At 52.5% G+C, this 26,817-nt stretch carries 28 protein-coding genes and 3 tRNA genes; 13 read left to right on the plus strand and 18 right to left on the minus strand.

The window, feature by feature from the left end; translation table 11 throughout:
• Nucleotides 1-4: 4 nt before the first annotated feature.
• From EAE_RS23390 to EAE_RS23400, 3 genes are all read left to right on the plus strand, one after another.
• A tRNA-Asn gene (locus EAE_RS23390) sits at nt 5-80 on the plus strand.
• A 119-nt stretch (nt 81-199) separates the two neighbouring features.
• A complete protein-coding gene (locus EAE_RS23395; protein WP_015705999.1) occupies nt 200-913 on the plus strand; it encodes a 4'-phosphopantetheinyl transferase family protein in 714 nt (237 codons plus the stop codon).
• 67 nt (nt 914-980) lie between these two features.
• Nucleotides 981-1,913, plus strand: coding sequence for a nucleoside recognition domain-containing protein (locus EAE_RS23400; RefSeq protein ID WP_015706000.1), 933 nt, complete (start codon nt 981-983; stop codon nt 1,911-1,913).
• Here the strand turns inward: EAE_RS23400 and EAE_RS23405 are convergent.
• Complete coding sequence (locus EAE_RS23405; protein ID WP_015706001.1) at nt 1,824-3,401, minus strand: alpha/beta hydrolase; 1,578 nt, start codon at nt 3,399-3,401, stop codon at nt 1,824-1,826. The genes EAE_RS23400 and EAE_RS23405 overlap by 90 nt on opposite strands.
• 148 nt (nt 3,402-3,549) lie before the next feature.
• On the opposite strand from EAE_RS23405, the gene EAE_RS23410 reads away from it, so the two are divergent.
• Nucleotides 3,550-3,789: a histidine kinase gene (locus tag EAE_RS23410; RefSeq protein ID WP_015706002.1), complete on the plus strand. Its 240-nt coding sequence runs from the start codon at nt 3,550-3,552 to the stop codon at nt 3,787-3,789.
• A gap of 128 nt (nt 3,790-3,917) precedes the next feature.
• On the plus strand, nt 3,918-5,372 hold the full coding sequence (locus EAE_RS23415) for an AMP nucleosidase (protein WP_015365878.1): 1,455 nt from the start codon (nt 3,918-3,920) through the stop codon (nt 5,370-5,372).
• A gap of 451 nt (nt 5,373-5,823) precedes the next feature.
• Here the strand turns inward: EAE_RS23415 and EAE_RS23420 are convergent, their stop codons facing one another.
• From EAE_RS23420 to EAE_RS23440, 4 genes are all read right to left on the minus strand, one after another.
• On the minus strand, nt 5,824-6,195 hold the full coding sequence (locus tag EAE_RS23420) for an MFS transporter (RefSeq protein ID WP_015706004.1): 372 nt from the start codon (nt 6,193-6,195) through the stop codon (nt 5,824-5,826).
• A 15-nt stretch (nt 6,196-6,210) separates the two neighbouring features.
• On the minus strand, nt 6,211-7,455 hold the full coding sequence (locus tag EAE_RS23425) for an ATP-grasp domain-containing protein (protein ID WP_015706005.1): 1,245 nt from the start codon (nt 7,453-7,455) through the stop codon (nt 6,211-6,213).
• A gap of 82 nt (nt 7,456-7,537) precedes the next feature.
• Nucleotides 7,538-7,831, minus strand: coding sequence for a 2Fe-2S iron-sulfur cluster-binding protein (locus EAE_RS23435; RefSeq protein WP_015706006.1), 294 nt, complete (start codon nt 7,829-7,831; stop codon nt 7,538-7,540).
• The gene (locus EAE_RS23440) at nt 7,803-8,951 is read right to left on the minus strand and encodes a hypothetical protein (RefSeq protein WP_015706007.1); all 1,149 of its coding nucleotides are present in this window, start codon (nt 8,949-8,951) and stop codon (nt 7,803-7,805) included. Before EAE_RS23440 ends, EAE_RS23435 begins: the two co-directional genes overlap by 29 nt.
• A gap of 68 nt (nt 8,952-9,019) precedes the next feature.
• Here EAE_RS23440 and EAE_RS23445 point away from each other — a divergent pair, with 68 nt between their 5' ends.
• Nucleotides 9,020-10,510, plus strand: a complete 1,491-nt coding sequence (locus tag EAE_RS23445; protein ID WP_223848498.1) for an aminotransferase-like domain-containing protein — start codon at nt 9,020-9,022, stop codon at nt 10,508-10,510.
• 151 nt (nt 10,511-10,661) lie between these two features.
• Here EAE_RS23445 and EAE_RS23450 read toward each other — a convergent pair.
• Nucleotides 10,662-10,737: transfer RNA gene (locus EAE_RS23450), tRNA-Asn, on the minus strand.
• A gap of 5 nt (nt 10,738-10,742) precedes the next feature.
• Here EAE_RS23450 and EAE_RS25635 point away from each other — a divergent pair.
• The 3 genes from EAE_RS25635 (at nt 10,743) to EAE_RS23460 (ending at nt 12,569) form a co-directional block, all read left to right on the plus strand.
• Nucleotides 10,743-10,922 (plus strand): DUF5951 family protein, encoded by a 180-nt coding sequence (locus EAE_RS25635; protein ID WP_015365869.1) that lies wholly within the window; start codon nt 10,743-10,745, stop codon nt 10,920-10,922.
• An 8-nt stretch (nt 10,923-10,930) separates the two neighbouring features.
• Nucleotides 10,931-12,370, plus strand: coding sequence for an EmmdR/YeeO family multidrug/toxin efflux MATE transporter (locus tag EAE_RS23455; RefSeq protein WP_032711960.1), 1,440 nt, complete (start codon nt 10,931-10,933; stop codon nt 12,368-12,370).
• A 123-nt stretch (nt 12,371-12,493) separates the two neighbouring features.
• Nucleotides 12,494-12,569 (plus strand) — tRNA-Asn (locus EAE_RS23460).
• Nucleotides 12,570-12,661: 92 nt separating this feature from the next.
• On the opposite strand, the gene EAE_RS23465 is transcribed toward EAE_RS23460, so the two are convergent.
• Nucleotides 12,662-13,249 (minus strand): hypothetical protein, encoded by a 588-nt coding sequence (locus tag EAE_RS23465; RefSeq protein ID WP_015706010.1) that lies wholly within the window; start codon nt 13,247-13,249, stop codon nt 12,662-12,664.
• A gap of 131 nt (nt 13,250-13,380) precedes the next feature.
• On the opposite strand from EAE_RS23465, the gene EAE_RS23470 reads away from it, so the two are divergent.
• Nucleotides 13,381-14,271, plus strand: a complete 891-nt coding sequence (locus EAE_RS23470; RefSeq protein ID WP_015706011.1) for a LysR substrate-binding domain-containing protein — start codon at nt 13,381-13,383, stop codon at nt 14,269-14,271.
• A 48-nt stretch (nt 14,272-14,319) separates the two neighbouring features.
• Here the strand turns inward: EAE_RS23470 and EAE_RS23475 are convergent, their stop codons facing one another.
• From EAE_RS23475 to EAE_RS23490, 4 genes are all read right to left on the minus strand, one after another.
• Nucleotides 14,320-14,658 (minus strand): DUF1869 domain-containing protein, encoded by a 339-nt coding sequence (locus tag EAE_RS23475; RefSeq protein WP_015706012.1) that lies wholly within the window; start codon nt 14,656-14,658, stop codon nt 14,320-14,322.
• Nucleotides 14,659-14,667: 9 nt separating this feature from the next.
• Complete coding sequence (locus EAE_RS23480) at nt 14,668-15,000, minus strand: TehB family protein (protein WP_015706013.1); 333 nt, start codon at nt 14,998-15,000, stop codon at nt 14,668-14,670.
• A 214-nt stretch (nt 15,001-15,214) separates the two neighbouring features.
• Nucleotides 15,215-17,131, minus strand: coding sequence for a putative bifunctional diguanylate cyclase/phosphodiesterase (locus EAE_RS23485; RefSeq protein WP_015706014.1), 1,917 nt, complete (start codon nt 17,129-17,131; stop codon nt 15,215-15,217).
• A gap of 10 nt (nt 17,132-17,141) precedes the next feature.
• Entirely contained in the window at nt 17,142-17,639 is a 498-nt protein-coding gene (locus EAE_RS23490; RefSeq protein WP_015365842.1) for a putative pterin-binding protein, read from the minus strand.
• Nucleotides 17,640-17,926: 287 nt separating this feature from the next.
• On the opposite strand from EAE_RS23490, the gene shiA reads away from it, so the two are divergent.
• Together shiA and EAE_RS23500 are read left to right on the plus strand one after the other, a co-directional pair.
• Nucleotides 17,927-19,246 carry a shikimate transporter gene (shiA, locus tag EAE_RS23495; protein ID WP_015706015.1) on the plus strand — a complete coding sequence of 440 codons (1,320 nt, stop codon included), beginning with the start codon at nt 17,927-17,929 and terminating at the stop codon, nt 19,244-19,246.
• 13 nt (nt 19,247-19,259) lie between these two features.
• The gene (locus EAE_RS23500) at nt 19,260-20,000 is read left to right on the plus strand and encodes a lipoyl protein ligase domain-containing protein (protein ID WP_015706016.1); all 741 of its coding nucleotides are present in this window, start codon (nt 19,260-19,262) and stop codon (nt 19,998-20,000) included.
• Nucleotides 20,001-20,005: 5 nt separating this feature from the next.
• Here the strand turns inward: EAE_RS23500 and EAE_RS23505 are convergent, their stop codons facing one another.
• Nucleotides 20,006-20,743 carry an HPP family protein gene (locus EAE_RS23505; protein WP_015365839.1) on the minus strand — a complete coding sequence of 246 codons (738 nt, stop codon included), beginning with the start codon at nt 20,741-20,743 and terminating at the stop codon, nt 20,006-20,008.
• A gap of 199 nt (nt 20,744-20,942) precedes the next feature.
• Between EAE_RS23505 and EAE_RS23510 the strand changes: the two genes are divergently transcribed.
• Nucleotides 20,943-22,052 (plus strand): adenosylhomocysteinase, encoded by a 1,110-nt coding sequence (locus EAE_RS23510; protein WP_032708694.1) that lies wholly within the window; start codon nt 20,943-20,945, stop codon nt 22,050-22,052.
• Nucleotides 22,053-22,090: 38 nt separating this feature from the next.
• Here EAE_RS23510 and cobT read toward each other — a convergent pair whose 3' ends face one another.
• The 6 genes from cobT to sbmC form a co-directional block, all read right to left on the minus strand.
• Nucleotides 22,091-23,149 (minus strand): nicotinate-nucleotide--dimethylbenzimidazole phosphoribosyltransferase, encoded by a 1,059-nt coding sequence (gene cobT / locus EAE_RS23515; RefSeq protein ID WP_015706018.1) that lies wholly within the window; start codon nt 23,147-23,149, stop codon nt 22,091-22,093.
• A 27-nt stretch (nt 23,150-23,176) separates the two neighbouring features.
• Entirely contained in the window at nt 23,177-23,917 is a 741-nt protein-coding gene (gene cobS / locus EAE_RS23520; protein WP_015365836.1) for an adenosylcobinamide-GDP ribazoletransferase, read from the minus strand.
• Nucleotides 23,914-24,456 (minus strand): bifunctional adenosylcobinamide kinase/adenosylcobinamide-phosphate guanylyltransferase, encoded by a 543-nt coding sequence (cobU, locus tag EAE_RS23525; RefSeq protein WP_015706019.1) that lies wholly within the window; start codon nt 24,454-24,456, stop codon nt 23,914-23,916. Before cobU ends, cobS begins: the two co-directional genes overlap by 4 nt.
• A 173-nt stretch (nt 24,457-24,629) precedes the next feature.
• The gene (locus EAE_RS23530; protein ID WP_015365834.1) at nt 24,630-24,953 is read right to left on the minus strand and encodes a DUF496 family protein; all 324 of its coding nucleotides are present in this window, start codon (nt 24,951-24,953) and stop codon (nt 24,630-24,632) included.
• Nucleotides 24,954-25,121: 168 nt separating this feature from the next.
• Complete coding sequence (locus EAE_RS23535; RefSeq protein ID WP_015706020.1) at nt 25,122-26,180, minus strand: FUSC family protein; 1,059 nt, start codon at nt 26,178-26,180, stop codon at nt 25,122-25,124.
• Between the two features lie 98 nt (nt 26,181-26,278).
• Nucleotides 26,279-26,752, minus strand: coding sequence for a DNA gyrase inhibitor SbmC (gene sbmC, locus EAE_RS23540; protein ID WP_015706021.1), 474 nt, complete (start codon nt 26,750-26,752; stop codon nt 26,279-26,281).
• Nucleotides 26,753-26,817: the final 65 nt, after the last annotated feature.

The following is a 26,817-nucleotide window of genomic DNA, read 5'->3' on the forward strand; positions in this document are numbered from 1 at the left end:
CGATTCCTCTGTAGTTCAGTCGGTAGAACGGCGGACTGTTAATCCGTATGTCACTGGTTCGAGTCCAGTCAGAGGAGCCAAATTTAGAAAAGCCTGCTTTCGAGCAGGCTTTTTGCTTTTATTTGCTTTATACACCTTCTGCTTTGATTATCACTTGCGTTAAGGTAGCGTCATCGTTCGTTTCACCAGATGATCCTGCATGTTTATCGTTACCGACACCTTCCGCGATTTACCTTTTATTCAGCATGCCGAGTGCGGCTATCTTCGCGCTGACCCGGCGTTAAAATTTTGTCGGGTACGTTTCGCCAGGACACAATTACAGGACGCACTTTTCAACCAATACGCCGTCCCGTTCCCTTCTTCTCTTGCGGGCGCCGTCGTAAAACGTAAAGCCGAATATCTGGCCGGGCGCTACTGTGCGCACTATTTACTGCGACAAGCCGGCTGCTTAGAGCCGGTGTTAAGCGCCGCCGATCGCGCGCCAGTTTGGCCGGCAGGCTGGCGAGGAAGCGTCTCGCATAGCGAAGATATCGCCATCGCGGTGGTTGCCGCAGAGGCCGACGGCCGGTATCCCGGGGTCGATATCGAGCATCTGCAACCGGGGGTCATGCTGGAAAGCGCCGATATGTTTGTCTCGAGAACGGAACAGACGCTGCTTTCCTGTTGTGGGCTGGATATGGAGTGGGCACTGCTGCTGGCTTTCTCAGCCAAAGAGAGCCTGTTCAAAGCGCTATATCCGCGCGTACAGCAGATGTTTGATTTTGATGCCGCCGCCATAGTCGCACTCGACCCGGCAAAACAGCGTTTCACGTTACGCCTCAATAAAACGCTCAGCGACGCCTTTGCCGCAGGTAGCCAGTTCAGCGGCGAATATCACTTCAGTGAAGGCTCCGTTCTTACCTGCCTGTGCTAGCTGTTCATTTCGCCCCGTCGGGATTATGATGGCGCTAACTATTTGACCTGCATACAGTGATAGATAAATGGATGTCATCGGCATCATTATGTCAGCGGGGAAATCCTCCGTCGACGTAGCGCTTTATACCTTATTACCCATTATGGTCGTCATGCTGATCATAATGAAATATCTCGAAGTCCGCGGAATTCTCGACATCATCGTGCGCTGGCTGGCGCCGCTGCTAAAACCCTTTGGGTTGACCGGCATGAGCGCCTTCGCGCTGATTCAGATAAATTTTGTGAGTTTTGCCGCCCCGCTCGCCACGCTGGCGATTATGGATAAACGTGGTGTTTCCGACCGACAAATGGCCGCCACCCTGGCGATGGTGTTCGCCATGGGCCAGGGCAACGTTTTCTACCCCTTAACGCCGTTCGGCCTGCACTGGCTGGCCGCAATCACCATTTCTATTGTCGGTGGACTCTGCGCCGCAGCGCTCTGCTGGTACGCCACCGGGCGTAAGTTATCCATTGTCGAGAGCAGCCGGGCAGAAGTGCTCCCGGAAAGCGAACAAAATAATCACGGGCTGATTGCGGTGATCAATAGCGCCGGCGCCGACGCTATCCGCCTGGCGCTTGGCGCCGTGCCGATGCTGATTTTATCTTTGACCATCGTCGGCCTGATGCAGGCGGCTGGCGTCATCGAAATGCTGCAGCGCGTGCTGATGCCGCTGCTGCAATGGCTACATATCCCGGAAAACTTCGTTCTGCCCGCGCTGGTGAAATGTGTGGCGGGCGGTACCGCCTATTTTGGGGTTATCTCCGAGCTGGCGCAGCAGGGAAAAGTGACGCTCAGCCAGATTAACGCCTCCGCGGGGCTGCTCATCCAGACCTTCGACCTACCCGGCATCGGCATTTTCCTTGGCGTCAGCTCAAGATTTGTGCGTCTTTTCCGCTTCGTCGCCCCTGCCGCCCTCATCGGTATTGCGCTGCGGACGGTATTGCACATCCTGGTGTTCTGAGAACGACGGCAGACGCTGGTTGATCCGCTGCAGCAGGTAGGGGAAAAACGGGTTAGAGGTGGCGCGCATTAACGTATCAAGACCGACGCTCAGCGTCGCGGTCTCGCCGCGTAGCGAAATGGTGCCAAGACTAATACCGCTAAGATTTTTCTCCGTCGGCTCGCGGCCATACAGCGAATCGGTGATGGGGAACGGCACCGCGATATGCGAAAGCGAGTACATATCCTGCGGCCAGGCCAGATGCAGCGCCTGGGTTCTCTCGGCGGTTTGCCCCGCCAGCGTCAGGCGCGCGACGGTATCGAGGGTGTGCTGAGTCGCATTCGTCACGATCGTCGTGGAGTACGGACGCGGCGCCGGAGGTAACAAGGTATTCACCGCCGAATAAGTCGCCGGGCGAAACAGCGCCCGCAGGTTCGCCGCCTGATTAATATCGAAAATCACCAGTTCGCTGCCGTTGTCCGGCAAATAGCGGTATAACGAATCAACCACTGCCCGAGTACTGACCGTAGAATCAATCACCGACTGAAAGGTTAACACCGGCGCGATAGAAGTTAGCCGCTGGCTCTGCGCCGCCTGGATAATCTGTTTTTGTAAGGCCTGGGTCAGCAGCCACGACTGGCGCGCTGCCTTTACCGGAAATGAATTGTACTTATAAGGGTTAAACTCCGGAATGACGTTTAGCCACGCCGCGCGCGCAAAGGCGGGAAACACCGAAGGCAGGCCAGCCAGCCCGGCGAAACGGGCGAAAGCGGTGACGCCAATCATCGGCGAAAGTAGAATAACCTGCTGCGGCCTGACCAGCGATTTATCGGTCAGTTCATCAAGCGCATACTTCAACGCCAGCGCGCCGCCGTTAGAATATCCCACCAGATGCAGCGGCACATCCCCACCGGCAAGTCGCGTCGCTTCTCGTACCGCCAGGCGAGTTGTCGCTAGCCACTGTTGCCAATCAACGTGGGTTAATGCGCCAGGCGCGGTACCGTGGCCGGGTAAGCGCGGCGCCACCGCGACAAAACCTTGCCGTTGATACTCTTCCGCCAGATAGCGCACGCTGTAGGGAGAGTCGGTTAATCCATGCAGCAACACCACCGCCCCACGCGGTTTGCCGGATGGCAGTAGGATAAAGGAGCGATTCCAGTCTGGCGTAAAGCGTTGTGGGTAGACCAGGCTGTCGCGATAAAAGCGATTTAGCGGCGTTTTGTCAGCGGCTGATAGCTGGTCACTGACCTCACGCCGCAAATCAGCAAATATTTCATCTTCCCGCTTGAGATAGCTGGCAAAGCTGGCGCGATCGATTTCACCGGCGGTCATCTCATCCCCAGACCAGGTATGCCAGCGCTGCAACGCGGGCCCGCGTTCCGATTCATAGATTCGTCCGATGAAAAACACCACCACAACAATAGCGGCGGCGACCAGCGCTTTTTTCGCCAGCGAGACTATCCTTAATCCAGATTGATTCAGAAGCTTGTTAAATCGCATCAAAGCCATAGGTGTTATTTGCCTGTCCCGCTGCATCGCCGAGTTAAGATTTAACAACGTCAGCTAAACGTAAATTAAACCAATGGGTAGTTTCAGTTGTCTTTAAAACGATAACACGGCAATTATCATTCTGAGTGTAACAAGCTTGGGTGAAAACATGGAGTGGTGGGTAAAGAAAGTACGGAAAAATTCCTCTACAGCAACGACTTGCGTGGTTCTACAGAGCGGTCAGTTCATGGTGATTGCTGAAATCGAAAGCCGATGCAGACTGCAGGAAGGCGATAAGTTAACGCCTGGTCCTAATGCGCTTTATTACATCAACAATAACGGCGCGGCGACATTAAGAGTGATAAGCGCAAGTAATTTTAGCGCCGAACGTTGGGCACAGACAGCCTGATCCTGGGTGGCTAAGCTTTTATTATCAACGAGTTTGAATATTTATCCGGGACAGTAATTTTCCTTCGCCATTTTCACGCTGTAGCATACTATCGTCAGTATCAGCAGACCTGAAACAAGGAGCGAATGATGAACCAGAAGGCCGTCAGTCTGACCCCGGAGCAGGCGCTTTCCCAGTTGGAAGCGCAGTATGAAAGAGCGGTTAACGCGTTGCGTAAGGCCATTGGCGAGTACATTCACCACAATATTCTTCCTGATGAAATAGCCCGTGCTGAAGGCTTATTCGTCTATCCTCAATTGTCTGTCTCGTGGGATGGCGCCGAGCACAAAGCCTTAAAAACCCGAGCCTGGGGGCGATTCACCCATGCAGGCTGCTACACCACCACCATTACCAATCCAAAACTCTTTCGCGCTTATCTGCTGGAACAATTAACTCTGCTGTATCAGGACTATGGCGCGCATATTAGCGTCGGCAATTCGCAGCACGAAATTCCCTTCCCTTACGTGATTGATGGCTCTGCGCTGACGCTGGATCGCTCGATGAGCGCCGGATTAACGCGTTATTTTCCGACCACCGAACTGTCGCAGATTGGCGATGAAACCGCCGATGGTCTGTTCCACGCCACCGAGTATTATCCGCTGTCGCATTTTGACGCCCGCCGCGTCGATTTTTCACTGGCACGCCTGAAGCACTACACCGGCACGCCGGTTGAGCACTTCCAGCCGTATGTCTTGTTTACCAACTACACGCGTTACGTCGATGAATTCGTCAGTTGGGGCTGTAGCCAGATCCTCGATCCGGATAGCCCGTACATTGCCCTCTCCTGTGCGGGCGGGATTTGGATCACCGCCGACACGGAGGCACCGGAAGAGGCGATTTCCGATCTGGCATGGAAAAAACACCAGATGCCGGCCTGGCACCTGATCACTAACGACGGTCAGGGAATTACATTGATCAACATCGGCGTCGGCCCGGCCAATGCCAAAAATATTTGCGATCATCTCGCGGTGCTGCGCCCTGACGTCTGGCTGATGATTGGTCACTGTGGCGGTCTGCGTGAGAGCCAGTCGATAGGCGACTATGTACTGGCGCATGCCTATTTACGTGACGACCACGTACTGGATGCGGTGCTGCCGCCGGATATTCCCATCCCGAGTATCGCCGAAGTGCAGCGCGCGCTGTATGACGCCACTAAACAGGTTAGCGGCATGCCGGGGGAAGAGGTCAAACAACGTCTGCGTACCGGTACGGTGGTGACCACCGATGATCGCAACTGGGAATTGCGTTATTCCGCCTCGGCGCTGCGCTTTAACCTCAGCCGGGCGGTAGCCATCGATATGGAAAGCGCCACCATCGCCGCGCAGGGCTACCGTTTCCGCGTACCTTACGGCACGCTGCTGTGCGTCTCCGATAAGCCGCTGCATGGCGAGATTAAGCTACCGGGACAAGCGAACCGCTTCTACGAAGGGGCGATTTCCGAGCATCTGCAGATAGGGATCCGCGCCATCGATCTGCTGCGCGCCGAGGGCGACCACATGCACTCCCGCAAGCTGCGTACCTTCAACGAACCGCCGTTCCGTTAATCCGCCCACCCGCTTTGTATGGCATCATGCAAAGCGGGTATACCGCAAATCTAGCGAGAATAAGCCAGCGTTCGGGATAAATAATATCGATACAATGAGAAGCCCCCCAGGGCTGCGGCAATTACCGAATTCACCAGCCAGACAGCTGCAAAGTTAAAGTACTCGAGTATGACGCTGTTGATGGCGTTGGCCGCAAATAACCCGCCAGCCGCCACCAGTGAAATAGCGCCATCGCGCCCCATGCAATACCGACACGCAATTCATTAAAATACGCCTAAATACCGTCTGTGCGAAAATAACGAACAAGGTATTAACGAAGAAAACCACGCTAACAAAATACTCGCTATACTGGTGGGTGATAAATATTGGCAACAGGTACTCAATATGAGAGTAAAAATACATAAAGAAAAATTGCAGGGCAAAAACGGGGAATAACGCTGGATTAAACAGGCTAGCCGAGAGCTCGACTATCAGCGACCGGCGCCCCGCCAATACCATTCATCACCGCAGAAACGAGCAGGATCTCATGATTCGCATTCAGAGCCAGAAGCGCAAACGACAGCGCGCGCCCCCCCACCCCGGCAAGGGCGGCATAAACGGCAGGAAAAATATCAGCCATGCTGCCGCCAAATAAAGCGAAAACGCGCTGTGAAATGACTTTAATTGAGACCAACACACCGGCAAATGCCACGCCATAACCTAAATTATCTGACACATAAATGGCATAGTAAGGATTGATAATAAAGCTGCCGAGGCTGAATATGAACAACGACAGCAAATAGTTAAGACTACGTTTATCGTGCCAGATAAAAGAGGATTTCATTTGTGCTCCACGCGCTTAGCTAATTTCAGCGGCAGACTCAATAGCCGTCGCCAGCGTCTCTAATGAATTGAGTAACTGCTCATGGCTACTATCGCGCAAAATGATATGGCCAATAAAATCGGCATTCGTCTTAATTTCGCCATTAAGGATGTCGCCGATTTTGGCTGAAAAGCTGGCTTCATGAAGCGTAATACCCGCCTGCAATGCCAATTGCTCAACATCTGGTAATGCCTGCAAGGTTCCTGATACGCGGGCCCGAAGCATGCGGATACCAGAGTAATAGTTCTGTTTGAGCGGCTCAGCCGTATATTTACCCTCCGCAGCCCAACATAGCCACAGCAGCCATGGATTGAAATTTTCAAAGCTCAACATCGCCAGATCCCAAATATGCATACCGGCAGGGCGCATATTGGTTTCAACAGCGGCCGTCGCGCCGGGAAGTAAAAATATTTCGTTATGCCAGGCGCCATTCGACGACGACACCAGTTCACGCATATGTTCGCCTGCAGAACGCAGCAGTATTTCATCCGCCGGGGTCAAACAGGCAGGCACCACCTGTTGATACTCCGCACGGTAGTGGCCTTCAGTAGTATGCTTTTCCGTGATCCACTGCTTACCCGCCACACTATCCCAACTAAATTCTTTCGCATTTTCGATAAGAGATTCCACCAGGATCCCTGCTTCGCGATAAGGCGCCAGTGAAGCCCAGATAGACTCGCATTGCTCAATATACTCAATCACCTGGCACCCGCGGCTATTGCCCTCCTTCGCTGGCTTGATAAACGCCTTACCGCCTAACGAATCGACCAGATCTTTAAGTTCATTCAATGATGTTACCGGCTGGCTGGTTACCGTCCGATAACCGGCGGGATGGAATGAAGCCCTGGCATCCAGTTGACGGAATATTTGCTTATCCAGCCCTGCTTTTGCTTGTTCTGGCAGCGCGCCGGGTAGTCTGTTCTTTTGCGCCAGCAGCGCCCCCAAAGGAACACCTCGATCGGAAAATGGTAAAATACCGATGGGAGAAAGTGATTCGGTTGCCAGATATTGATGAACGACATCCGCTGAGGCCGGGAGTTGTGTAACTTCAAGCGTTGTTTCAATCACCAGATCAGCAAATTGCTCATCGCTTGCTGTTTTTTTCTCAGTAATTAATACAACTTTGGCGTCAAAATATTTTTGTGCCTCAACGCGAATTTTAGCAACATCATAAATTCTGACGTTATTATATCCAACGACAATAAAGCATGGCGTATTCATGATAAGGCTTCCACTGTGCAGGTATTAAAAATTGACTCAATGACTCTTGCGATTTTCGTTTGCTCGCCAAAGACCACACCACTCAATGGCGAGGTTGTCGGTGAGTAAGAAATTGTGCCGCGCGAGGAGACATCCTGATTTTGCACTGGCACGCCAGCCGCACCGTTTGATCTTCTATACCAAGCAATTTGAATAAACGTTTCTCTTTTAAAGTCTTGCCCGTGATATTCTCCATCCCTGATAATACCTTGACTCGACACAACCCACAGTTTCCAGTTTTACAACCAAACCTCATGTTCTCCATGCATTCTAAAAGGCTCACCACATCCCTGAAAGTGAATTCAGTTTCACTTTTCACAAACATCACTGACGGCATCTATATTTTCCTTATAGAATTTATTTGATGAGTACTTATATTTCCACAGCCAAAGTAATAACTCGACAATAGAAATTAAAGAAAGCACTTCTGTGTTAATCGCCACCGGAAAATAACGCATAACCAGAACCGTTAATCCTGCGCCAAGACTGACGGACAACTCTTTTATTAACAGAGAATTTTCTTGCGCTGCACAATAGTCAATATAACTCAATGCACATTCAGCAATTGATAGTATTGTTAGCCATACCGCTGCTCCCCAAAAAGTATAAACATGGAAAATGCCAGGTACTGCCAAAACGATCAAACCAAGAAGTATAATCACTATCGACATCAGCATTGCTTTATCGCCACTGCGATTAATAAGCGCCATTAATGGTATCTGTATTAATGCAACAATTGCGCTGTTAAAGATGATCATCATGCCATACCAGGCTGGTAGAGTCTGTCGATGAACCAGAATTTCCTGCGGCAGGATAGAGAATACCGCAAATAATTTAACCCCAGTAACAATCCCTGCTAATACCCATTTCAACTTTCCAGATTTGGCAAAGTTCTTCGTCAGTAGCGTCTGCGCCGTCAGGTCACTTGATAAACTAAAATGGCGTGCGGTTGGTAAACAAACGAGCAATAAAGCAGCAATTACAATATAAAATAATAATGGACTCCAGTGCGGATAGAGTAATAATAACCCAGCACACAGACTGCCGAGATTAAGCATAATTTTATTATTAGCCGCTCCTGCCGGGGTTCTGGCCGCATCATTCTTCACGATATAACCCAGCACGGCGACACCATAGCTAAAGAGGACCACCGCCAGCCAATTGACGCCCGTTGCAACATTTAGTGCTAATAATACTATTCCCAGCAGCGACACCGACAGAGTAACTATTAATGCACGTTGACCAAACAGACCTAGCGTCAATGGGGTCAATATCAACAGAAACCGATAACCAAAAGCCAGTAAGGCATTACTGGTCGTGTCTAACCAAACATTGGCCTGCCCGAGCAGGGAAAACAGGGCAATTGCAGAGACCATCCGTAGTAACAATAGCTGGGCGGAAGACGTTCCCAACCTTTTGATAAATAATAAATAAAAGTTATTTTTTGCCGCTGTCATACACTCATCTTCAGAACCACAATTGATGGGCTAAAGATATATCGCGTTAGAGTAGTACTGTTCATAGAATGTTTAGCGAAATATTCGCTTTCCTTACAGGTAAAATCTCCGGTACAGTTCGAAGAGTCAAGGCAAGTATCAGAGGTAGCCCCATTTTTAGCTTATCCCAACTACAACTGGTGAATGGCACTGCCAAAGTCACCCAGATTGTTGATTTTATCAGCGCGGCAATCATCGGCGGCCAATTATTACCAGGCAGTCGTTTACCTTCCCTGAGGGAATTCTGCGACCAGGTTGAAACCAGTAAATTTACCGTTGTGGAAGCACTGGAACGTTTGCGTGCCAGAGGACTGCTCACCTCTATTCAGGGAAGAGGATATTTTGTCAGCCATGCACGGCAAACGACTGAGATTGACGCCGACAAGCCTCTTTCGTTAGTCAGCCCCGATCTGCATTCAAGACTGAAACACGCTTTTGCAAAAAGTAGCGATATTCTTCGTCCTGGATGCGGTTTTTTGCCTGAAGAGTGGTTGGATACTGAGTTTTTCCGTAAAGCGCTACGCCAAATTATCCGCAAACCGCAGCTAAAATTTTCTGAGTACGGTAATCCACGAGGATACCTGCCATTGAGAAAAACACTGCAGATGAAAATGAATGAGGCGGGAATTAGCGTACCGGTTGAGCAGATTATTATGGCGAATAGCACCATGAATGCCATCGACATGCTGTTCCGTATTCTGATCAAACCTGGCGATACCGTGCTGATTGACGACCCTTGCTATTTCAATTTTCGCGCCAGCCTGAGTCAGCATCAGGCCAATGTTGTCTTTATCCCTCGCGGCCATACAGGGGTTGATATTGATGAGCTTGAAACCTTATTAAAAGAGTCCAGGCCCAGGGCTTATCTCACCTCCGGACTAATGCATAACCCCACCGGGCAAAGTTATAGTCTGGAAGAGATGTTTGCTTTAATCACCGTATTAAACCGCTACGATTGTCATCTCATTGAAGATGACCTGTATCATGACCTGATGGAACCGGCAACCAAGCCAATGTCGGCGCTTGCCGGGCTCACTAATGCCAGTTATATATCCGGCTTCTCAAAATTGCTGAGCGCCAATATGCGGGTTGCCTATATTGCAACGAACCCATTGCTGGCTGAAAAATTAGTACAGCTAAAACAGCAGACTGGCGGCGTCACCTGTGAATTTACCGAGCAGACATTACATCAATTCTTCCGTGACGGTAGCTATAATCGCCATCAGCGCCGGCTTATTGGTAATTTGAGTGACGTCTCCTCGCGGGTAAAAAGCTGGCTTCAGGAAGCAGGTTGTCGTTTCCCGGTCGTCCATTCTTACGGGTTGTTTTTATGGGCTGAATTGCCTGAACATATCGATAGTGAAACGCTGGCTGAAAGAGCATTAGCGCAGGGTCTGGCTCTGGCGCCAGGTACGCTGTTTTGTCAAAAAGCAGAAGGGCTACGCTATATGCGCTTTAATATCGCCCATAGCCACAATGATAAAGTTGCCGCGCTGGTTACCCGGTTACTAAAACCCTAATCCCTTGCTGAGACAAACCTGACTATGTGGTTTGTCTCAATACCTTAGGCTGACCCCATCTGACCAGTAAAACAAAAAAGCCTGATGATACATTAGCATCATCAGGCTTTTTGATAACTTCACGAAGCGTGACTTCATGAAGTACTGAATTTGGCTCCTCTGACTGGACTCGAACCAGTGACATACGGATTAACAGTCCGCCGTTCTACCGACTGAACTACAGAGGAATCGTGTGGAGTGGTATCTTAGCGGCGAAAAAATTTTTGTCAAACATCAATTCAACTGCAGCGTCACGCCTGCCGCATCTATCAACAATTTGTCGTATTTGCCGACAATTTACCAGGAAAAATACTTTGCAGGATTAGCATTTCTCAATCATCATTTGAAATGTTGTTTCAACTCTTCTCACTAAGGTCTCCCTTGAACGTCACTTCAGCAGTACGCCAGGCCGTAGCGCGCACGTCCTGGTTTAAAAAGCGCAAGAGCTATCGTGTGCTCTACTGGCGTGAAATCAGTCCCCTTGCCGTACCGATCCTGCTGGAAAACGCCTGCGTATTATTGATGGGCGTGCTGAGTACTTTCCTTGTAAGCTGGCTCGGTAAAGAAGCAATGGCCGGGGTGGGGTTAGCCGACAGCTTTAATATGGTCATCATGTCGTTCTTTGCCGCGATTGATCTTGGCACCACAGTGGTAGTGGCCTTCAGCCTCGGCAAGCGCGACAGAAAACGGGCGAGGGCGGCTGCGCGGCAATCGCTGGCGATCATGACCTTGTTCTCGATCGTGCTGGCGGCGGTTATTCACGCCTTTGGCCAGCAGATTATCGATATCGTTGCCGGCGACGCCACGGTTCAGGTTAAAGCGCTGGCCCTAACCTATCTCGAACTGACCGTGCTGAGCTATCCGGCGGCGGCCATTGCCTTAATTGGTAGCGGCGCGCTTCGCGGCGCGGGGACCACCAAAATACCGCTGTTAATTAACGGCGGGATGAATATTCTCAATATTATTATCAGCAGTATCCTGATTTACGGCATCTTCTCCTGGCAGGGGCTCGGCTTTGTCGGCGCCGGGTTGGGGTTGACTATTGCCCGCTATATTGGCGCGTTGGCAACCATTTGGGTATTGATGACAGGTTTTAACCCGGCGCTGCGTATTTCGCTGAAGAGTTACTTTAAGCCGTTTAACTTTGCCATTATCTGGGAGGTGATGGGTATTGGTATCCCGGCGAGCATCGAATCGGTACTGTTTAACGGCGGCAAGCTGCTGACGCAGATGTTTGTTGCCGGTATGGGGACCAACGTCATCGCCGGGAACTTTATTGCCTTCTCGGTGGCTTCGTTAATTAACCTGCCGGGTAACGCGCTGGGATCGGCTTCTACCATTATTACCGGTAAACGGTTGGGGAAAGGGCAGGTTGGTCAGGCGGAACGTCAGGCCTGGTTCGTGTTCTGGCTGTCGACTATTATTCTGACGCTTATTGCCTGGGGCACCGCGCCTTTCGCTGGCCTGATCGCTTCGTTCTACACCAGCGAAGAAGACGTAAAAGTGGTGGTTAAAGAGTTATTGTGGCTCAATGCCCTGTTTATGCCAATTTGGTCGCTCTCCTGGACCTTGCCCTGCGCCTTTAAAGGCGCGCGCGACGTGCGTTACACCATGTGGGTGTCGATGCTGGGTATGTGGGGCTGCCGGGTGGTAGCTGGCTATACGCTGGGGATTATGCTGGGCATGGGCGTCATCGGCGTCTGGCTGGGTATGGTGCTCGACTGGGCGGTGCGTGGCCTGTTGTTCTATCGCCGGATGATCACCGGGCGTTGGTTGTGGAAGTACCCGCGATTAAAGGCTCGGCTGGAAGAAAAGTCATGAATATACTGGATAAGTGTTACTTTTTAGACGAAGTGAAGAATAAATCGGCAAACGAACACCATTATAAAAAACATCTTTGACATGGCTGAGCGTGGTCGCTAATATTCGCCCCGTTCACACGATTCCTCTGTAGTTCAGTCGGTAGAACGGCGGACTGTTAATCCGTATGTCACTGGTTCGAGTCCAGTCAGAGGAGCCAGATTCAGAAAAGCCTGCTTACGAGCAGGCTTTTTGCTTTCTTATCGCAATACTTTCAATCTATCTCTATTCAGAAATTATCTACGCGTTCGATCATTCGTATTTGATGCTGTGCTCATCCTGCAGCCTGATTTTCACCAGCAACGCACCCAGCAACGCCAGATCTGCCAGCACCGCCAGAGCGTAGACAAAGCCTCCCTTTCCTGAATCGGCATAGTGATTGGTTAGCAGAATCGCCAGGGTAATAAAAACGATACTCGCTATCGTCGGGATGTTCGGCATCATCCCCAACAAAACTCTTTCTGCCGCATGGGTTTGCCAGACAATGCCCAGCCCTAATCCACCAAAGACGATTCCCGGAATGAGCTCCAGCCAACCGTGTTCGCTATTCCATATCACCAGAACCAGCAACCAACCTATAGCGGACAGCACAAAGGCATAACACGATATTGTCACGCAATAATGCGCTGGCCACGGCTGCCAACGCCCGATTGCATAGCCAACAGCAAAAGCTCCCGCCAGCGCCAATAGCAACGCCAAACTGGCGATAGCGCCGATAATGGCGGAAATGCTCAATAACAGCGCGCCTGCCGCGAATAGGCTGCTTAGCGCGATAGCTTGCGCACGCGGTTCAGCACAGGATGTCGCTACCACAGCACGCGGGGACGGGAAAATACTCATTTTTCACTCCTGACATTCTCAAGCGATGGTGAATTAAATTCACCGCTTTTTTCACATCTCAGTAGACTAGCGCCTGTATAATTACCCACACAAACGCATAGATTTCAGCCATAGATGAGAAAAACTCAGCCATGAGAAAAAACCGTCTACCCCCGCTGGGCGCGCTACGCGCCTTTCATGCCGTTGCCCGCTGCCGCAGTTTTAAACGCGCCGCCGATATGCTCGGGGTGAGCGCTACCGCAGTAAGTCATCAAATCAAGCTGCTGGAATCTGTGCTGGAGTGCCGGGTCTGTGAACGCAATGCCCTTGGCGTCAGCCTTACCGAAAGCGGCGAAATTCTCTATGTCGGCACCCAGCGCGCCTTTAGCGCGCTGGAAGAGGCTACCGCGCAAATTGTTCGCTCACACCAGCCGCCGTCGCTCACCGTCACCACGACTTCCAACTTTCTGACTCACTGGCTGGTACCGAGACTGGCAGCATTTAAAGCGGAATTCCCCGCCATTGACCTGCGGCTACATACCAGCGTCGAACGGGTGGATCTCAACCAGCGCAGCGTGGATGTCGCGATTCGCTATCGTGAGACGCCGGAGCGCGGACTGCACTGTACCTTGCTACATGAAGACCGATTTATCGTCGTCGCCAGCCCCGCGCTAGGTATTACACGGCTGGAGGATTTGCGTCACGCGACCCTGTTCCACGTTGAACATCGTCACGTTCCGGCAGATTCGCCGGGCTGGGAGAACTGGCAACGCCGCTACGGACCCCCGCAGCTGAATATCGACGCAGGGTTAACCTTCAGCGACGAGACGCATGCGCTACAGGCGGCGGTGGCGGGACAAGGCGTGGTGATTGCCAGCGAACTGCTGGCGCACGATCTGTTGCAACGCGGGGTATTAACGGCACCATTTGAAATGTTCTTACCGGGAGCAAACTATTATCTGGTGGCGACACAAGAGCTAGCCCAGCGCGCCGATATCAGCGCCTTGCGGGACTGGCTACTGCAGCAGATAGCGATGAGTTGAAACCAGAGAAAGAGGCAGATATCGGACGATATCTGCCTGACTGAATTTTTACCAACCGCAGACGTTAGTCTCTTCGTCAGATTCATAACCGCGCACAATATTGATGAGCTCTTTCACCGCATCAGCGGCATGCAGTGGATCCTGAAGCGCCTCGATTGCAGCAAAATCTTTATCTACCGATACACCGTTATTATTGTTCGTCACCATCAGGCTGAACCCTTTTCCCTGTGCGTTATCGGTTGAAAGATCCTGAAGCAATTCCGCTACTGCCTGAACCGCGATATCAGGGACATAAAGCGCCATCGGCTTGAGATAAGTTTTCTCTCGTTTTTCATTATTGTTGTTATTGACTATCGCTAATGAGTAACCTTTATTTTCACTGTTCATAGACTCAACTTATCCCTCAATCAGAATTTTAGGGTCGACGTAAAAATCGACATTAAATACAGTATCGTCAGTTAATGCCTCAATGCAGTGCCATTTTTCCGGAGGAAAGACACCAAACTGCCCCGCTTCAATAGTCATCGTTTCAACAGGGTCTGGGCTCGTTTCATCGGCATAACCATAATAGCGTATTGCGCCCTGCATCACCGATAAACGCGGGTAGACGCCCTGTCGCGTACCGGCATCAAGATGGCGCTTCCAGATGGACGCGGGCGCGGTCTCTTTGGTCCACATGGGGGTGGAACGGGTCTGAACATAATGGGTAGGTATAATGATTCGTTGCATGATTTGCCTCTCTTTCCGCGCCGTGAAATAGCGCCGCGAATGGAACGATATATTGCATATCATATACCCCTTTCAATTGCTAAGGGTATTATTTTTTCGAATCTATTTTACCTACCACTATTTATACCCATTACGGATTATCGTTATTTAAAATATAAAAAAGCGCCAGTGATAGTTCACCGGCGCCAGTTTAAAGACTGAGGATTATCTTGTTTCAGTTGTTATTTAACTGCCCCGGCTTGCCAATTAAATAGCCCTGAACGAGATCGCAACCCAATTGTTGCAGCGAGGTTAATTGTTCCTCGGTTTCAACACCTTCGGCGACAATGCGCATATGTAAGCTTTTCCCCATACTGATGATCAGGCGCACAATATCGAGGTCATCTTTTTGCATAGGTATATTGACCACAAACGAGCGATCAATTTTGATCTTATCAAAGGGGAAATAACTTAACCGTGACAATGACGAATACCCGGTGCCAAAATCGTCAATCGAAATCTGAATCCCCTGCTCGCGTAACTGGCTGAGGATCTCCAGCGAGCGCGTATTTTCGTTAAATACATCAGATTCCGTAATCTCAAGATCAAGGCGCCGCGGGTCGAGGCCCGTCTTCTTTAGCACCGCAACCACCGTGTCTGTGAGTGAGGTATTGATAAGTTGAATCGGTGAGACGTTAACCGAAACTTTCAGTGGTTGCTCCCAGCGGGCCGCTTCCTCGCAGGCGGTCTTCAGCACCCACTCGCCAAGTTGGTTAATCAGGCCGGTTTTCTCCGCCACCGGGATAAATTCCGTAGGCGGTACCATGCCCCGCAGCGGATGAAACCAGCGAACCAGCGCTTCGTAACCATAAATTTCACGCGACACCGTGTCGGCGATCGGCTGGTAGTAAACCTTGAACTGGTCATTTTCCAGCGCATGCAGCAGATCGTCCTCAAAGGATTTGTTGTCCTGTAAACGTTGCAACATGCCGGGACGGAAAATCTCCACATGTCCCGCACCGGATTTTTTCGCTTCATACAACGCCAGATCGGCACATTTGTATAAGTAATCGGTGCGACTTTCAGCATCGGAGATTACGATGCCAATGCAAGCCCCGATGTTAATTAATGAATCGTAGATCTGGTACGGCTGGCTGATTTTCTCGCGGATCACATCCGCCCGCTCCAGCGCCATTTCTTCGCTCAGATCCTGCGATACCAGGGCAAATTCGTCGCCGCCAAGCCGGTACAGCGTCTCTGATGTTTTACGGAAAAACGACAGGCGGCTGGCGAGCTCCTGCAGCAGTTTGTCACCGGCATCATGTCCCAGCGTATCATTCACATCTTTAAAATTATCCAGGTCGAACAGCATAACCACAGCGCAACCATGATAAGGTTTCACGTGATTAACCACTTCCTGTAGCCTCTGCCAGAAAGAGAGACGATTAGGCATTCCTGTTAACGAATCGTGATAAGCATCATATTGCAACCGGCGGTTCTGTACCTGCAGTTTCTCTTTTGACAGCTGCAAATCATTCGCGAGCAATTTCATGCGCACATGAGCGCGGCGCAAGTTGTTATTTTGCCGAAGCATCAATAGACCAAGAGTGATACACATCGTAATCAGCAAGATTGAAATCACCGAATAGATGTAATAGAGATGCTGAATCTTATCGTGCGTAAGATTAACGACATCAAAGTCCTGCGCCAGGGTCATGGAGGCCAGTGAGGTCATCGGACCATCTAACTTACTCATGGTATGCAGCAGAGTCACCATCTGCTCAGGCGTCATGGTGTCCAGTTGCCGATCGAGTTGATCGAGGATCTGAATCAGACTGGTCACCGTTGCCTGCCGCTGCTCGCTTTTTCTGATGAACTGGCCAAGATCGCCCTGTTGCAGCAGCTCGATCTGACTCATCATTATTTCCAGGCGCAGGCGTACCTCATCGCGGTCGGTCCCCTTCACGTTCAGCGCCAGGGCGCTTAAACGAGCCTCGAGACGCATGTATTCGGAGACCATCTGAGACACAGACCACGAGTCGGTATAACGGGTTAATTTTTGCAGCTCACTCTGCCGCTCATGCACCAGATAGGTAATGTATCCGGTGACGATAAAAAGCGACAAAATAATGGCAGTGAGTATTCGATTCAAGATCAGAGCCTTACTCAATTATAATCTTTGAAACCTGCCATGCTGAGCGGGAATAATAGATTTGGTTTTGTAACTCCGCGCTACTATCGTAGGGATAAACAATAAAAAGGGGCCCTTTATCACGAATGCGCATATATTCACCATTCATCTTCAGCGCCAGAATCACCGGGAATTTATGAAAATCCTCCACTGGTACCTCAGTGGTATAATCGTTAAGGGCCATCACCTTCGCCGTCTTACCTTGCGCGCCCACTAAGTCCATAAGTTTGCTAAGTGAAATACCATCAAAGCGCACTTTCCCTGAATACCACGGAGTGGTGGTGATCACTGTCTCATTGCCCAATTTTTCTAGCGCGGCAATGTCAAATACGGCGGTATCACCTTCGTTTGTATTGGTAATCTTTCCTGAAATGGTTAAAACGGGTTTGCCTGTTGGCGCAGGCAGTTTTTCTGCGAAAGCATTGGGTAAAACCAAAACATAAAATAAAACTGCAAAAATTAGACGCATATCACCCACCATATCCAGCGTTGGAGATAGTAATTGTAAACCATTTACGTGAATTCTTAAAAGCTGTCCCAGTAGGACCACAAAAATAAAATAGCAGTTATGGTCAACAGTTAACCCACGCCAGTGGTGGAAATTAAATGTTCGATTTAGACATTTTTTACTTTATTGTCTTTCATGCTGGTAAAAAACTTTTCAGCTGCGCTTATGCGCGGTAATCTCGTTAACGGCGCGAAGATAAGAAAGCGTCTCATTCAAATAATAACAAGTTAACAACAAACAGGACAGGCATGGACTCAACGCTTATTTCTCCCGACTCCGGCAAGGGGGTTGCTTCTCTTCATCGCGCTCGTCGTGCGGCATGGGGAAGCTTTGCCGGCGCCGTCGTCGACTGGTACGATTTTCTGTTGTACGGCATTACCGCCGCACTGGTGTTCAACCGCGAATTTTTCCCACAAATTGGCCCGGCGATGGGCACGCTCGCAGCCTTCGCGACCTTCGGCGTCGGCTTCCTCTTCCGCCCGCTCGGCGGCATTATCTTCGGCCATTTCGGCGACCGTTTAGGCCGTAAGCGCATGCTGATGATGACCGTGTGGATGATGGGGATCGCCACCGCCTGCATCGGCCTACTGCCTTCCTTTAACCAGATTGGCTGGTGGGCCCCGGTTTTGTTGGTTATTTTACGCGCAGTGCAGGGCTTCGCCGTCGGCGGTGAATGGGGCGGCGCGGCATTGCTGTCGGTTGAAAGCGCGCCAAAAAACAAAAAGGCGTTCTATAGCAGCGGCGTGCAGGTGGGTTATGGCGTCGGTCTTTTACTCTCCACTGGGCTGGTATCGCTTATCAGCAGTTTCACCACCGATGAGCAGTTCCTTAGCTGGGGCTGGCGCCTGCCATTCCTGTTTAGCGTAGTGCTGGTACTGGGGGCATTGTGGATCCGCAACGGCATGAGCGAGTCGGCAGAATTTGAACAGCAGTTGCAGAAAACGCCAGCCGCGAAGAAAAAACGCCTGCCGGTACTGGAAGCGTTGGCGCGCCATCCCGGCGCCTTCTTATTGATCACCGCCCTGCGCCTGTGTGAACTGTTAACGATGTACATCGTGACCGCCTTCGCCCTCAACTACTCGACACAAAATCTCGGCCTGCCGCGTGAACTGTTCCTCAATGTTGGGTTGCTGGTGGGCGGTATTAGCTGTATTACCATTCCCTGCTTTGCGTGGCTGGCGGATAGGTTTGGCCGCCGTCGTATCTATATTACCGGGGCGCTGATCGGAACATTAAGCGGCTTCCCCTTCTTTATGGCGCTGGAGCAGCACTCGCTGTTCTGGATCCTGTTTTTTGCCCTGATGCTGGCCAACATCGCCCATGATATGGTGGTCTGCGTACAGCAGCCGATGTTTACCGAAATGTTTGGCGCCAGCTATCGTTACAGCGGCGCAGGCGTCGGCTACCAGGTGGCCAGCGTGGTCGGCGGCGGTTTTACGCCATTTATCGCCGCCGCGCTGGTCACCTTCTCTGGCGGGTCATGGCATAGCGTGGCGATTTATCTGACGGTCGGCTGCCTGCTCTCCGCCGTTACGGCGATGTTGATGAAAACCCTCCATCCGGCATAAAAAGGGAGGCTTTATGCGCGAACCACATAACGCAGGCTGTTTGCCCATCCGCTTCAATATCGGCGGATTACCGATTGTCCAATGCGATGATCCCACGCTCGCCGAACAGCCTCTGTTCGAGCGCGCGCGCCGCGGCGAAGCCGTCGCTCAACTCTGGCAGGCGCCGCAAGGGTTCGTGGTTCCTGGCAGTTACCGGAAATTCGCCAATCTGGCCACCGTCAGTGAATCCTTTGCCGCCCGTGGCTGGCCGGTGTGGATGCGTCGATCCGGAGGCGGGCTGGTGCCGCAGGGGCCCGGGATCCTCAACCTGAGTCTTGCCTGGCCGGTAATCCAGCCATTAGGCGAAGCCGCCGAACCCATCTATCTGTTGTTATGTGGAATATTGCAACGCACGCTTTCGACTCTTGGCGTCGAAAGCCATTTTCAGGCCGTCAGCGGTTCTTTTTGCGACGGCCGCTATAATCTGGCCTGCGGTGAGGGAGAAAACGCGCGCAAGATTGCCGGTACCGCTCAATACTGGCGGCCCATAGCCGAAAGCCAGGGTCACATTGTCCTGGCTCACGCCGTGATATTACTGGATGCCGATCTGCAGGCCGCGCATCAGGCGGCCAATGATATCGAGGCGCTGCTCGGCAGCGGTAAGGTCTACCGCGCGGACAAAACGATTACGCTCGCCGAATTATTGCCCGGTGAACCCGACCTCATCGAGCGATTCAGGCTGGCGCTAGCTAAGGCATTGCAACGGGTGTCTTAATAGCATCACTGGCGCGCTTTTTGACCGGCGGCGAGACGCAGCCGAGCCTGCTGTTCGATATTCTCCAGTAGTTCCTGCACATCGTCCTCGCCGATATCAAGGAACTGCCCTTCCATCAGCGCGGCGTGAATATCTTCGCGAGTGACTGCAATCCCCATCGGCACTACATTCGGCTTCACCTCTTCCGCCGCCAGCGGATGCGGATAGCGGCGCCCGACCAGATTGTTGAAGACGATCGCCAGCAGCGCCAACATCATGGAGTTCAATAATACCGGCGTCAGCACAAACTGGTAGCCTTCACTGTGTACGCCGGCGCCGCCAAGTATGGCCGTGAGCGCCACCGCGCCGCCAGGCGGATGCAGACAACGCAAAAAGTACATTCCAGCGATCGCCAGCGCCGCCGCCAGGCCGCAGGCGATTGCCGTATCCGGCACCAGTAGTCCGACGGTGACGCCGATCAGCGCCGAAAGCACGTTGCCGCCAACGATAGACCAGGGCTGAGCAAGCGGGCTGCTGGGTACGCCAAATAGCAATACCGCCGAGGCCCCCATCGGCGCAATAAACCACAGATTCACCTCACCCAACAGCCAGTGGCTGAACATACTGGTCACCGCCAGTCCGGTCCCCGCACCGATCGATCCCAGCACAATATGCTTTTTAGCAACGGGTAAGGCATGAGGTTTTAAACGGCCAAGAAAAATACGCGCGCGAGAAAATAGCGGGCGCTGTAAAACGCGTAACATCGAACGAATCGCTCACATCATAGGAATAAATGATGTTTCATTGTCTTTATTTAACCATTCATTAACAACCATGTATTTATGATGCCTATTATTTGCAACTTTACCGGGCAGTGTGGGTTATGTGATTTTTACACCCTGCGTTAGAATCATCTTCCCCACCGGGGTTAAACCCACTCTACGGATTAAAGGTCACAATACGGTGAATAATAAGACAAATTTAACGAAAGAAGTGGCATGGGCCAGCCAGAATATGCCGCGTACCCTGCGTCAGGTGGCGGCCCTTCCTGACCTCAGCGAAGTGCGCCTGGCCTGCTGTATGCATCTGGATATGAAAATGATCCCGCTGGTGCAGGGGCTCCTTGAGAAAGGGGCGAAAGTCTTTTTGACCACCTGTAATCCAACCACCGTGCAGGATGAGGTTGTCTCCTGGCTGGTGGAGCGCGGCGCGGAAGCCTGCGCCTGGCGCAATATGAGCGACGCTGACTGGCAACAATCATGGGAAAAAGCCATCGCCTGGGGGCCAACTCACCTTTGTGAAATGGGTGCGGATATTACCACCCTGCTCCACCAGCGCGGCGAGTTCGGCAATGTCGTCGCCGGCCTTGAAGCCACCGGCTCCGGCGTCAATCGCCTCGGTGATATTCGCCCCGGCTACCCTATCTTTAACTGGGATGATCTGCCGGTCAAAGAAGGGCTACATAACCGCCATATGGTTGGCCTGACGGCCTGGCACACATTCTTCCAGACTACTCACCTGACCCTACATGAGAAAAAAGTGCTGGTGATCGGCTACGGCCTGGTCGGGCAAGGCGTCGCCGCCGCGGCAAAAGCCTTCGGCGGCCAGGTTATGGTGGCGGAAATCGATCCCGCGCGCCGTTTACAGGCCGCTTATGACGGCTGGCATGTCGTGGATTTACAGGATGCCATCGCATCAGCCGACGTCGTCGCTACCGCCACCGGCGGCAAAAAAGTGGTCAACAGCCTGGCGCTGGACAGCGCTAAAGATGGCGTATTTATTCTCAACGTCGGCCACGTGGCGGAAGAGATTGACTGCGAACACCTGCGCCAGTTCCCGCATGAAGAGGTTATGCCCTATATCAACGCTTATCGGATGCCGGGGAAAACAATCTATCTAATGGCCGATGGCTCAATGCTCAACCTTACCGCCGGTTTTGGCGATAGCCTGAATGCGTTTGATGTCACCCTTGCGGTGATGGCCAGCGGCATTCGTCATATCGTTACCGATGGCATGCAGGCTAAAGCGGATGTTTATCTGCTGCCGCAAAGCGTGTGGCAGCAGGCGCTGTAAGCACTGTTTCGGGGGGCCGGTCGGCGCCCCGAAGCCGCTTAACGGGTTTCCGGCAGCACGATATTGCTCTCAGCCAGCGTCCCCATATTGTTGAACATTGCCCCTGCCGCCTCGACCAGATGCATGGCTAACGCCGCGCCGCTGCCCTCGCCTAAGCGCATGCCCATCTCCAGATAAGGTTGCAACTGCAGGTGTTCCAGCGCAATACGTGCCCCCTTCTCCGCCGACAGATGCGACGGTATCAGGTACGGATGCAACTGTGGCGCGATCCGGCAGGCCGCCAGTGCTGAAGCGTACGATAAAAAGCCATCGAGTATCACCGGCAATCCGCAGGAAGCGGCGCCCAGCATGACCCCAGCCATCCCGAGCAAATCAAAACCGCCCACTTTTGCCAGCACATCAAGGCCATCGCCTGATGAAGGTTGATTGACCGCTATCGCCCGGCGTACCACTTCCGCCTTATGCGCCAGCTGCGATACTGGAAGGTTCGCGCCGATGCCCACAACATCGCCGGCATCATGGCCGGTCAGCACGCTGACCACGGCCGCAGCAGGCGTGGTGTTCGCCATCCCCAGCTCGCCCACGCCGAACAGACGCACGCCCTGCTCCGCAAGCTGGCGGGTGTAGCGCATGCTCGCCAGTAGCAGCGTTTCAGCCTGCTCGCGACTCATCGCCGCGGTACAGGCAATATTGCCGCTGCCGCGCGCCACTTTCATATTTACCAGCCCAGGGATCGGTTCGGCGTCAATACCGATGTCAACTACCTGAACATCAGCCCCGGCCTGCGCTGCCAGCACGCAAACGCCGGTATTCTTACGGGTCATATTGGCCGCCTGGATAGCGGTCACCGTTTGTGGCGAGACGGTAACACCTTCATGCCAGACGCCGTGGTCGGCGCACATAACCACAATAGTTTTGCGTGCAAAATGTAGCCCGCCCTGTAGCCCCGGCATACCGGCTAACTGAATCGCCAGCGATTCCAGACGCCCCAGGCTGCCGGGAGGTTTCAACAAGCCGTCAATATGCTCACGAGCCCGCGACATCGCGCTTTCGTCCGGTCGCGGGATGGCCGCTAACCATTCAGTTATTGTATTCATATGCTTCCTGTCAGCGCGGTGTGTGCTCTATAGCAACGCCAGTAAAAAGATAACTTCGCCCAGTTCAATGGCCGCCCCAAGCGTATCGCCGGTCTGCCCGCCCAGCGTGCGCTTCAGCGCCTGGCCAAGCGCCGATACCACCAGCAGCGTTATAACCGCAGCCAGCAGGCCATGCACGCCCAGCAGCAGCGTTGCCAGCGCCAAGGATAGCGCCAGGGTAATGACGGTCTGACGGAAAGTCACCTTGCCAATAAATACGTTACCAAGCCCCTGCTCCCGGGCATAACGCTGGCGGTACATTAGCAACACCGACATCCCACGCGCCACAGCGCAGGCGGCAGCCAACGCCGCCAGCATCGAGGTACCGCGCAGCGCCAGTTCGCTAATGACGAATACCTTCGCCACCAGCACAAAGATCAGCGCCAGCCCGCCGTGCGTCCCGAGCCGACTATCGCGCATGATCTCCAGCATCCGCTCGCGGCGGCGGGCGGAAAAGATCCCATCGCAGGTATCCGCCAGGCCATCAAGATGAAAACCGCCGGTCAGCAGCGCCAGCGCCAGTACGGCAAACAGCGCGGCCAACGGCAGGCCGCACCAGGCATGAAGCGCCAGCATCACCAGCCCGGCAATCGCGCCGAGTAGTAACCCCACCAGTGGAAAAGTAACAATCCCGCGCTCATATTGATCGATTTCCAGCCCCTGCGACCAGCGGGCCGGAACCGGCAAGCGGCTCATAAAAGAAAGCGTGGCAAAGAACGATTTAATCATTTGATTTTGACTCCTATCCCTGAAACAACCAGCCACACCTCATCGGCAGCCGCGGCCAGCATCTGATTCACGCGCCCGGCAATATCACGAAAATGCCGCGCCAGCCGGTTGTCCGGCACGATTCCCAGCCCCACCTCATTGGTAACCAACAGCACCGGCGATGGGCAGGCGCGGCAGGCAGCAATCAGCTGAGTGATTTCTTGCGTGACTGCCTTTTCCATCGCAGCGTAATCCCATTCTTCAGGATCCGTTTCCCCACCTTCAGCGAACAGAATATTGGTGACCAGTGTAGTGACGCACTCAAGCAAAATGGCTTCATCGGGTTCATTATCGGGGGTAATGAGTGGCGTTAGATCACGGCTGCGCTCTGCAGTACGCCAATGCGGCGGGCGGCTATTGCGGTGATGTTGAATGCGTGCGGCCATTTCATAGTCAATAGCGGCTGAAGTGGCGATATAGAGCACCGACGCGAAGGATTGGAGTAAAGATTCGGCGTGACGGCTTTTGCCGCTACGCGCGCCGCCGGTAATCAGTATCATCGCGGCGGTACCTGTAGCTGGGACAGCATGTGATAAACCCTTCCGGTATCAATAAGTTCACGGCGGCAGTATAACAAACTGTCGGCTTAAAGGGCGATGCTTATACGGAGGTTTAACGGCAGGAAGATGGAGGAGCCCGGCGGCAAGCATTGCCGCCGGAACTAATGAGAGGTTTATTCGCCGACTTTGGCTTCACCCATCACTTTGAGTTTTTTGGAGATGTCGCGACGTTCTTTCGACAACTCGGCGTTTTTGATGATGTAATCGTCAACGCGGTCTTCATAATCGGTTTTCATGCTGGCGATGATACCCTGAATGGCTTCAACGCTCATACCCGGCTTGATGTAGTCGCTGAGGTTGTCCAGCAGCAGGACACGCTTCTGGTTATCACGGATCTTTTTCTCAACGTCCTGAATTTCACGCTGCAGCTTGTTCTTACGACGGAACAGACGAACAAACTCCAGAACGTCCTGGAAAGAAGGCTTAGTTGTTTCCATTTTTACACCCCTAATATTTGAGATTCGGATTCGCTAAAGCGACTGCCCTATAGGGCTAACATAACTGCTAGCAGTCGCTGATGACAATGTTTTTTCCTTTGCGTTTATCATAACCCTAAATGCTGCTGAATCGAAGCAACCTGTTCACTTCGCGCACGTATCTGCCTTTTATTTGCGCAGCGCGCGGCAAATAAGGTGCGACAGCAGCTCAAGCTGGCGCGCCAGCTCAATGGTCAGCCAAACATAGCCGTGAATCGGCGTTTCCGACAGATTATCGTCCTGATGCTCTTTGATAAGCTGCCGCAACTCGACCACGATCTCGTTGAGCTTCTCGGTGTTGGCGCGTACCGGCTGCGGGTTTCCCTCATACAGGGCATGGGCGATAGTCAGCAACGTTTGCTGGGTCATCTGTTGGGTTTCACGTAAAGTCTGGGCGTTGAGCATCACAAAATGGCCCTGACGAGAGGCCCAATAAGCGTTGATCTGCAGTTCCAGCATGCATACCAGATTACGGCTGACGGTCTGAATGGCTTCGAAGATTGCTTTCTGAATATGCGTTTCTTTGCTGGCCGGGGTTATCAACCCGCGCATTTTCACCACGTCATTGAGCGCTTTCTGAAGATGTTTTTCCAGCCGCGGGCGCTCAACCAGATTTGGCGAAAAACCGGCCTGATACAGCCGATTAAACGTTGTGACATAATTCGCCATCTGGATGCGCCAGTGCAAAAACGCCCGCTGCGGCCAGATACCGGTAAACAGCATCGCCAACAGTGAACCAAAGATAACATCGCCGCTTCGCCACAGCGCGGTGTTCATATCGCCCGGCGGCGCGCCCACCACCACCGCCAGCGTAATGCCAATCAGCAGCGCCTGATAGGGCCGCTTGCCGAGCGCCAACCAGCCGCAAAGGAACATCGCCACCGCGCACCACAGCACCATGATTGGCAGTGAGATAAGCTCGAGTTTGAGCGCCACCAGCCCCAGTACCGAACCGAGGATAGTGCCGCCAATACGTTCGAAGGCCCGCGGCACCACATTGCCCCAGAAAGAGATAGGCCCCATCACCACTACCAGGGTGATCAGAGGCCAGGTGCCCTCCGGCACGTTCAGCAGACGCACCAGCAGGAAGGTCAGGACAAAAGCCAGCGCGATGCGGATACCGTGTACAATTCGGTAATGACGATACAGACGGATCTCAAATGGCTTAAGTGATTTATCAGCGCGCACGGCCTGCTCCGGCAAACAGAAAAGGCCAATTGTAGCCGCTTTTTTCACGAGCGCACTGCGCTAATGTAAAAAACCTTGTCAAGATAAGGGATAACGACTTACGAGCCGATACGGTTCACCGCCACATACATCTCAATATCCCAGTGACCATCCTGGTTGCCATCGTTAAGATAAATTTCAAAACAGGGCTTATCCGCGATTTCGAACTCGCTGCTCTGCAGCAGGCTGTCAAAGAACTGCAGCCACGGCGTGGAGAAGTCATGGTTAATGACCCGCGCGCTGGCGCAGGCGTAATCGCCACCGGCAATTGCGGTGAGGATGACCCCTTCACTATTCGGCGGGATGACGTAATCATCCGCCACGGTAACAACGGTGTCACAACGCAGTTTTTCCGCCGGTACCTGCTGCGGATTATCATAATAAACCGCGACCCACTCCTGCGCAGGCACCTGGTGGTGACTGACCCACGCCGCCAGTTGTTCAAACCCCTGCTTTACGGTCTGCTCCCAGGGGCCAACCATATGAAACCCGGCAATCTTGCGGGCATCGAGAGATTTAATGCTGTAGTTCATAGCGCCTCCAGTGTTGATAAAATACTGTATAAATATACACTAAATTTAGCAGCCGGATGAACAAC

This window comes from Klebsiella aerogenes KCTC 2190 (assembly GCF_000215745.1).
Classification (GTDB): domain Bacteria; phylum Pseudomonadota; class Gammaproteobacteria; order Enterobacterales; family Enterobacteriaceae; genus Klebsiella; species Klebsiella aerogenes.

What these genes read in the sequence shown, in the direction of transcription:
- EAE_RS23395 (WP_015705999.1), top strand. Translation starts at nt 200, where the DNA reads ATGTTTATCGTTACCGACACCTTCCGCGATTTACCTTTTATTCAGCAT.
- EAE_RS23400 (WP_015706000.1), top strand. Translation starts at nt 981, where the DNA reads ATGGATGTCATCGGCATCATTATGTCAGCGGGGAAATCCTCCGTCGAC.
- EAE_RS23405 (WP_015706001.1), bottom strand. Translation starts at nt 3,401, where the DNA reads ATGGCTTTGATGCGATTTAACAAGCTTCTGAATCAATCTGGATTAAGG.
- EAE_RS23410 (WP_015706002.1), top strand. Translation starts at nt 3,550, where the DNA reads ATGGAGTGGTGGGTAAAGAAAGTACGGAAAAATTCCTCTACAGCAACG.
- EAE_RS23415 (WP_015365878.1), top strand. Translation starts at nt 3,918, where the DNA reads ATGAACCAGAAGGCCGTCAGTCTGACCCCGGAGCAGGCGCTTTCCCAG.
- EAE_RS23420 (WP_015706004.1), bottom strand. Translation starts at nt 6,195, where the DNA reads ATGAAATCCTCTTTTATCTGGCACGATAAACGTAGTCTTAACTATTTG.
- EAE_RS23425 (WP_015706005.1), bottom strand. Translation starts at nt 7,455, where the DNA reads ATGAATACGCCATGCTTTATTGTCGTTGGATATAATAACGTCAGAATT.
- EAE_RS23435 (WP_015706006.1), bottom strand. Translation starts at nt 7,831, where the DNA reads ATGCCGTCAGTGATGTTTGTGAAAAGTGAAACTGAATTCACTTTCAGG.
- EAE_RS23440 (WP_015706007.1), bottom strand. Translation starts at nt 8,951, where the DNA reads ATGACAGCGGCAAAAAATAACTTTTATTTATTATTTATCAAAAGGTTG.
- EAE_RS23445 (WP_223848498.1), top strand. Translation starts at nt 9,020, where the DNA reads ATGTTTAGCGAAATATTCGCTTTCCTTACAGGTAAAATCTCCGGTACA.
- EAE_RS23465 (WP_015706010.1), bottom strand. Translation starts at nt 13,249, where the DNA reads ATGAGTATTTTCCCGTCCCCGCGTGCTGTGGTAGCGACATCCTGTGCT.
- EAE_RS23470 (WP_015706011.1), top strand. Translation starts at nt 13,381, where the DNA reads ATGAGAAAAAACCGTCTACCCCCGCTGGGCGCGCTACGCGCCTTTCAT.
- EAE_RS23475 (WP_015706012.1), bottom strand. Translation starts at nt 14,658, where the DNA reads ATGAACAGTGAAAATAAAGGTTACTCATTAGCGATAGTCAATAACAAC.
- EAE_RS23480 (WP_015706013.1), bottom strand. Translation starts at nt 15,000, where the DNA reads ATGCAACGAATCATTATACCTACCCATTATGTTCAGACCCGTTCCACC.
- EAE_RS23490 (WP_015365842.1), bottom strand. Translation starts at nt 17,639, where the DNA reads ATGCGTCTAATTTTTGCAGTTTTATTTTATGTTTTGGTTTTACCCAAT.
- shiA (WP_015706015.1), top strand. Translation starts at nt 17,927, where the DNA reads ATGGACTCAACGCTTATTTCTCCCGACTCCGGCAAGGGGGTTGCTTCT.
- EAE_RS23500 (WP_015706016.1), top strand. Translation starts at nt 19,260, where the DNA reads ATGCGCGAACCACATAACGCAGGCTGTTTGCCCATCCGCTTCAATATC.
- EAE_RS23505 (WP_015365839.1), bottom strand. Translation starts at nt 20,743, where the DNA reads ATGTTACGCGTTTTACAGCGCCCGCTATTTTCTCGCGCGCGTATTTTT.
- cobT (WP_015706018.1), bottom strand. Translation starts at nt 23,149, where the DNA reads ATGAATACAATAACTGAATGGTTAGCGGCCATCCCGCGACCGGACGAA.
- cobS (WP_015365836.1), bottom strand. Translation starts at nt 23,917, where the DNA reads ATGATTAAATCGTTCTTTGCCACGCTTTCTTTTATGAGCCGCTTGCCG.
- cobU (WP_015706019.1), bottom strand. Translation starts at nt 24,456, where the DNA reads ATGATACTGATTACCGGCGGCGCGCGTAGCGGCAAAAGCCGTCACGCC.
- EAE_RS23530 (WP_015365834.1), bottom strand. Translation starts at nt 24,953, where the DNA reads ATGGAAACAACTAAGCCTTCTTTCCAGGACGTTCTGGAGTTTGTTCGT.
- sbmC (WP_015706021.1), bottom strand. Translation starts at nt 26,752, where the DNA reads ATGAACTACAGCATTAAATCTCTCGATGCCCGCAAGATTGCCGGGTTT.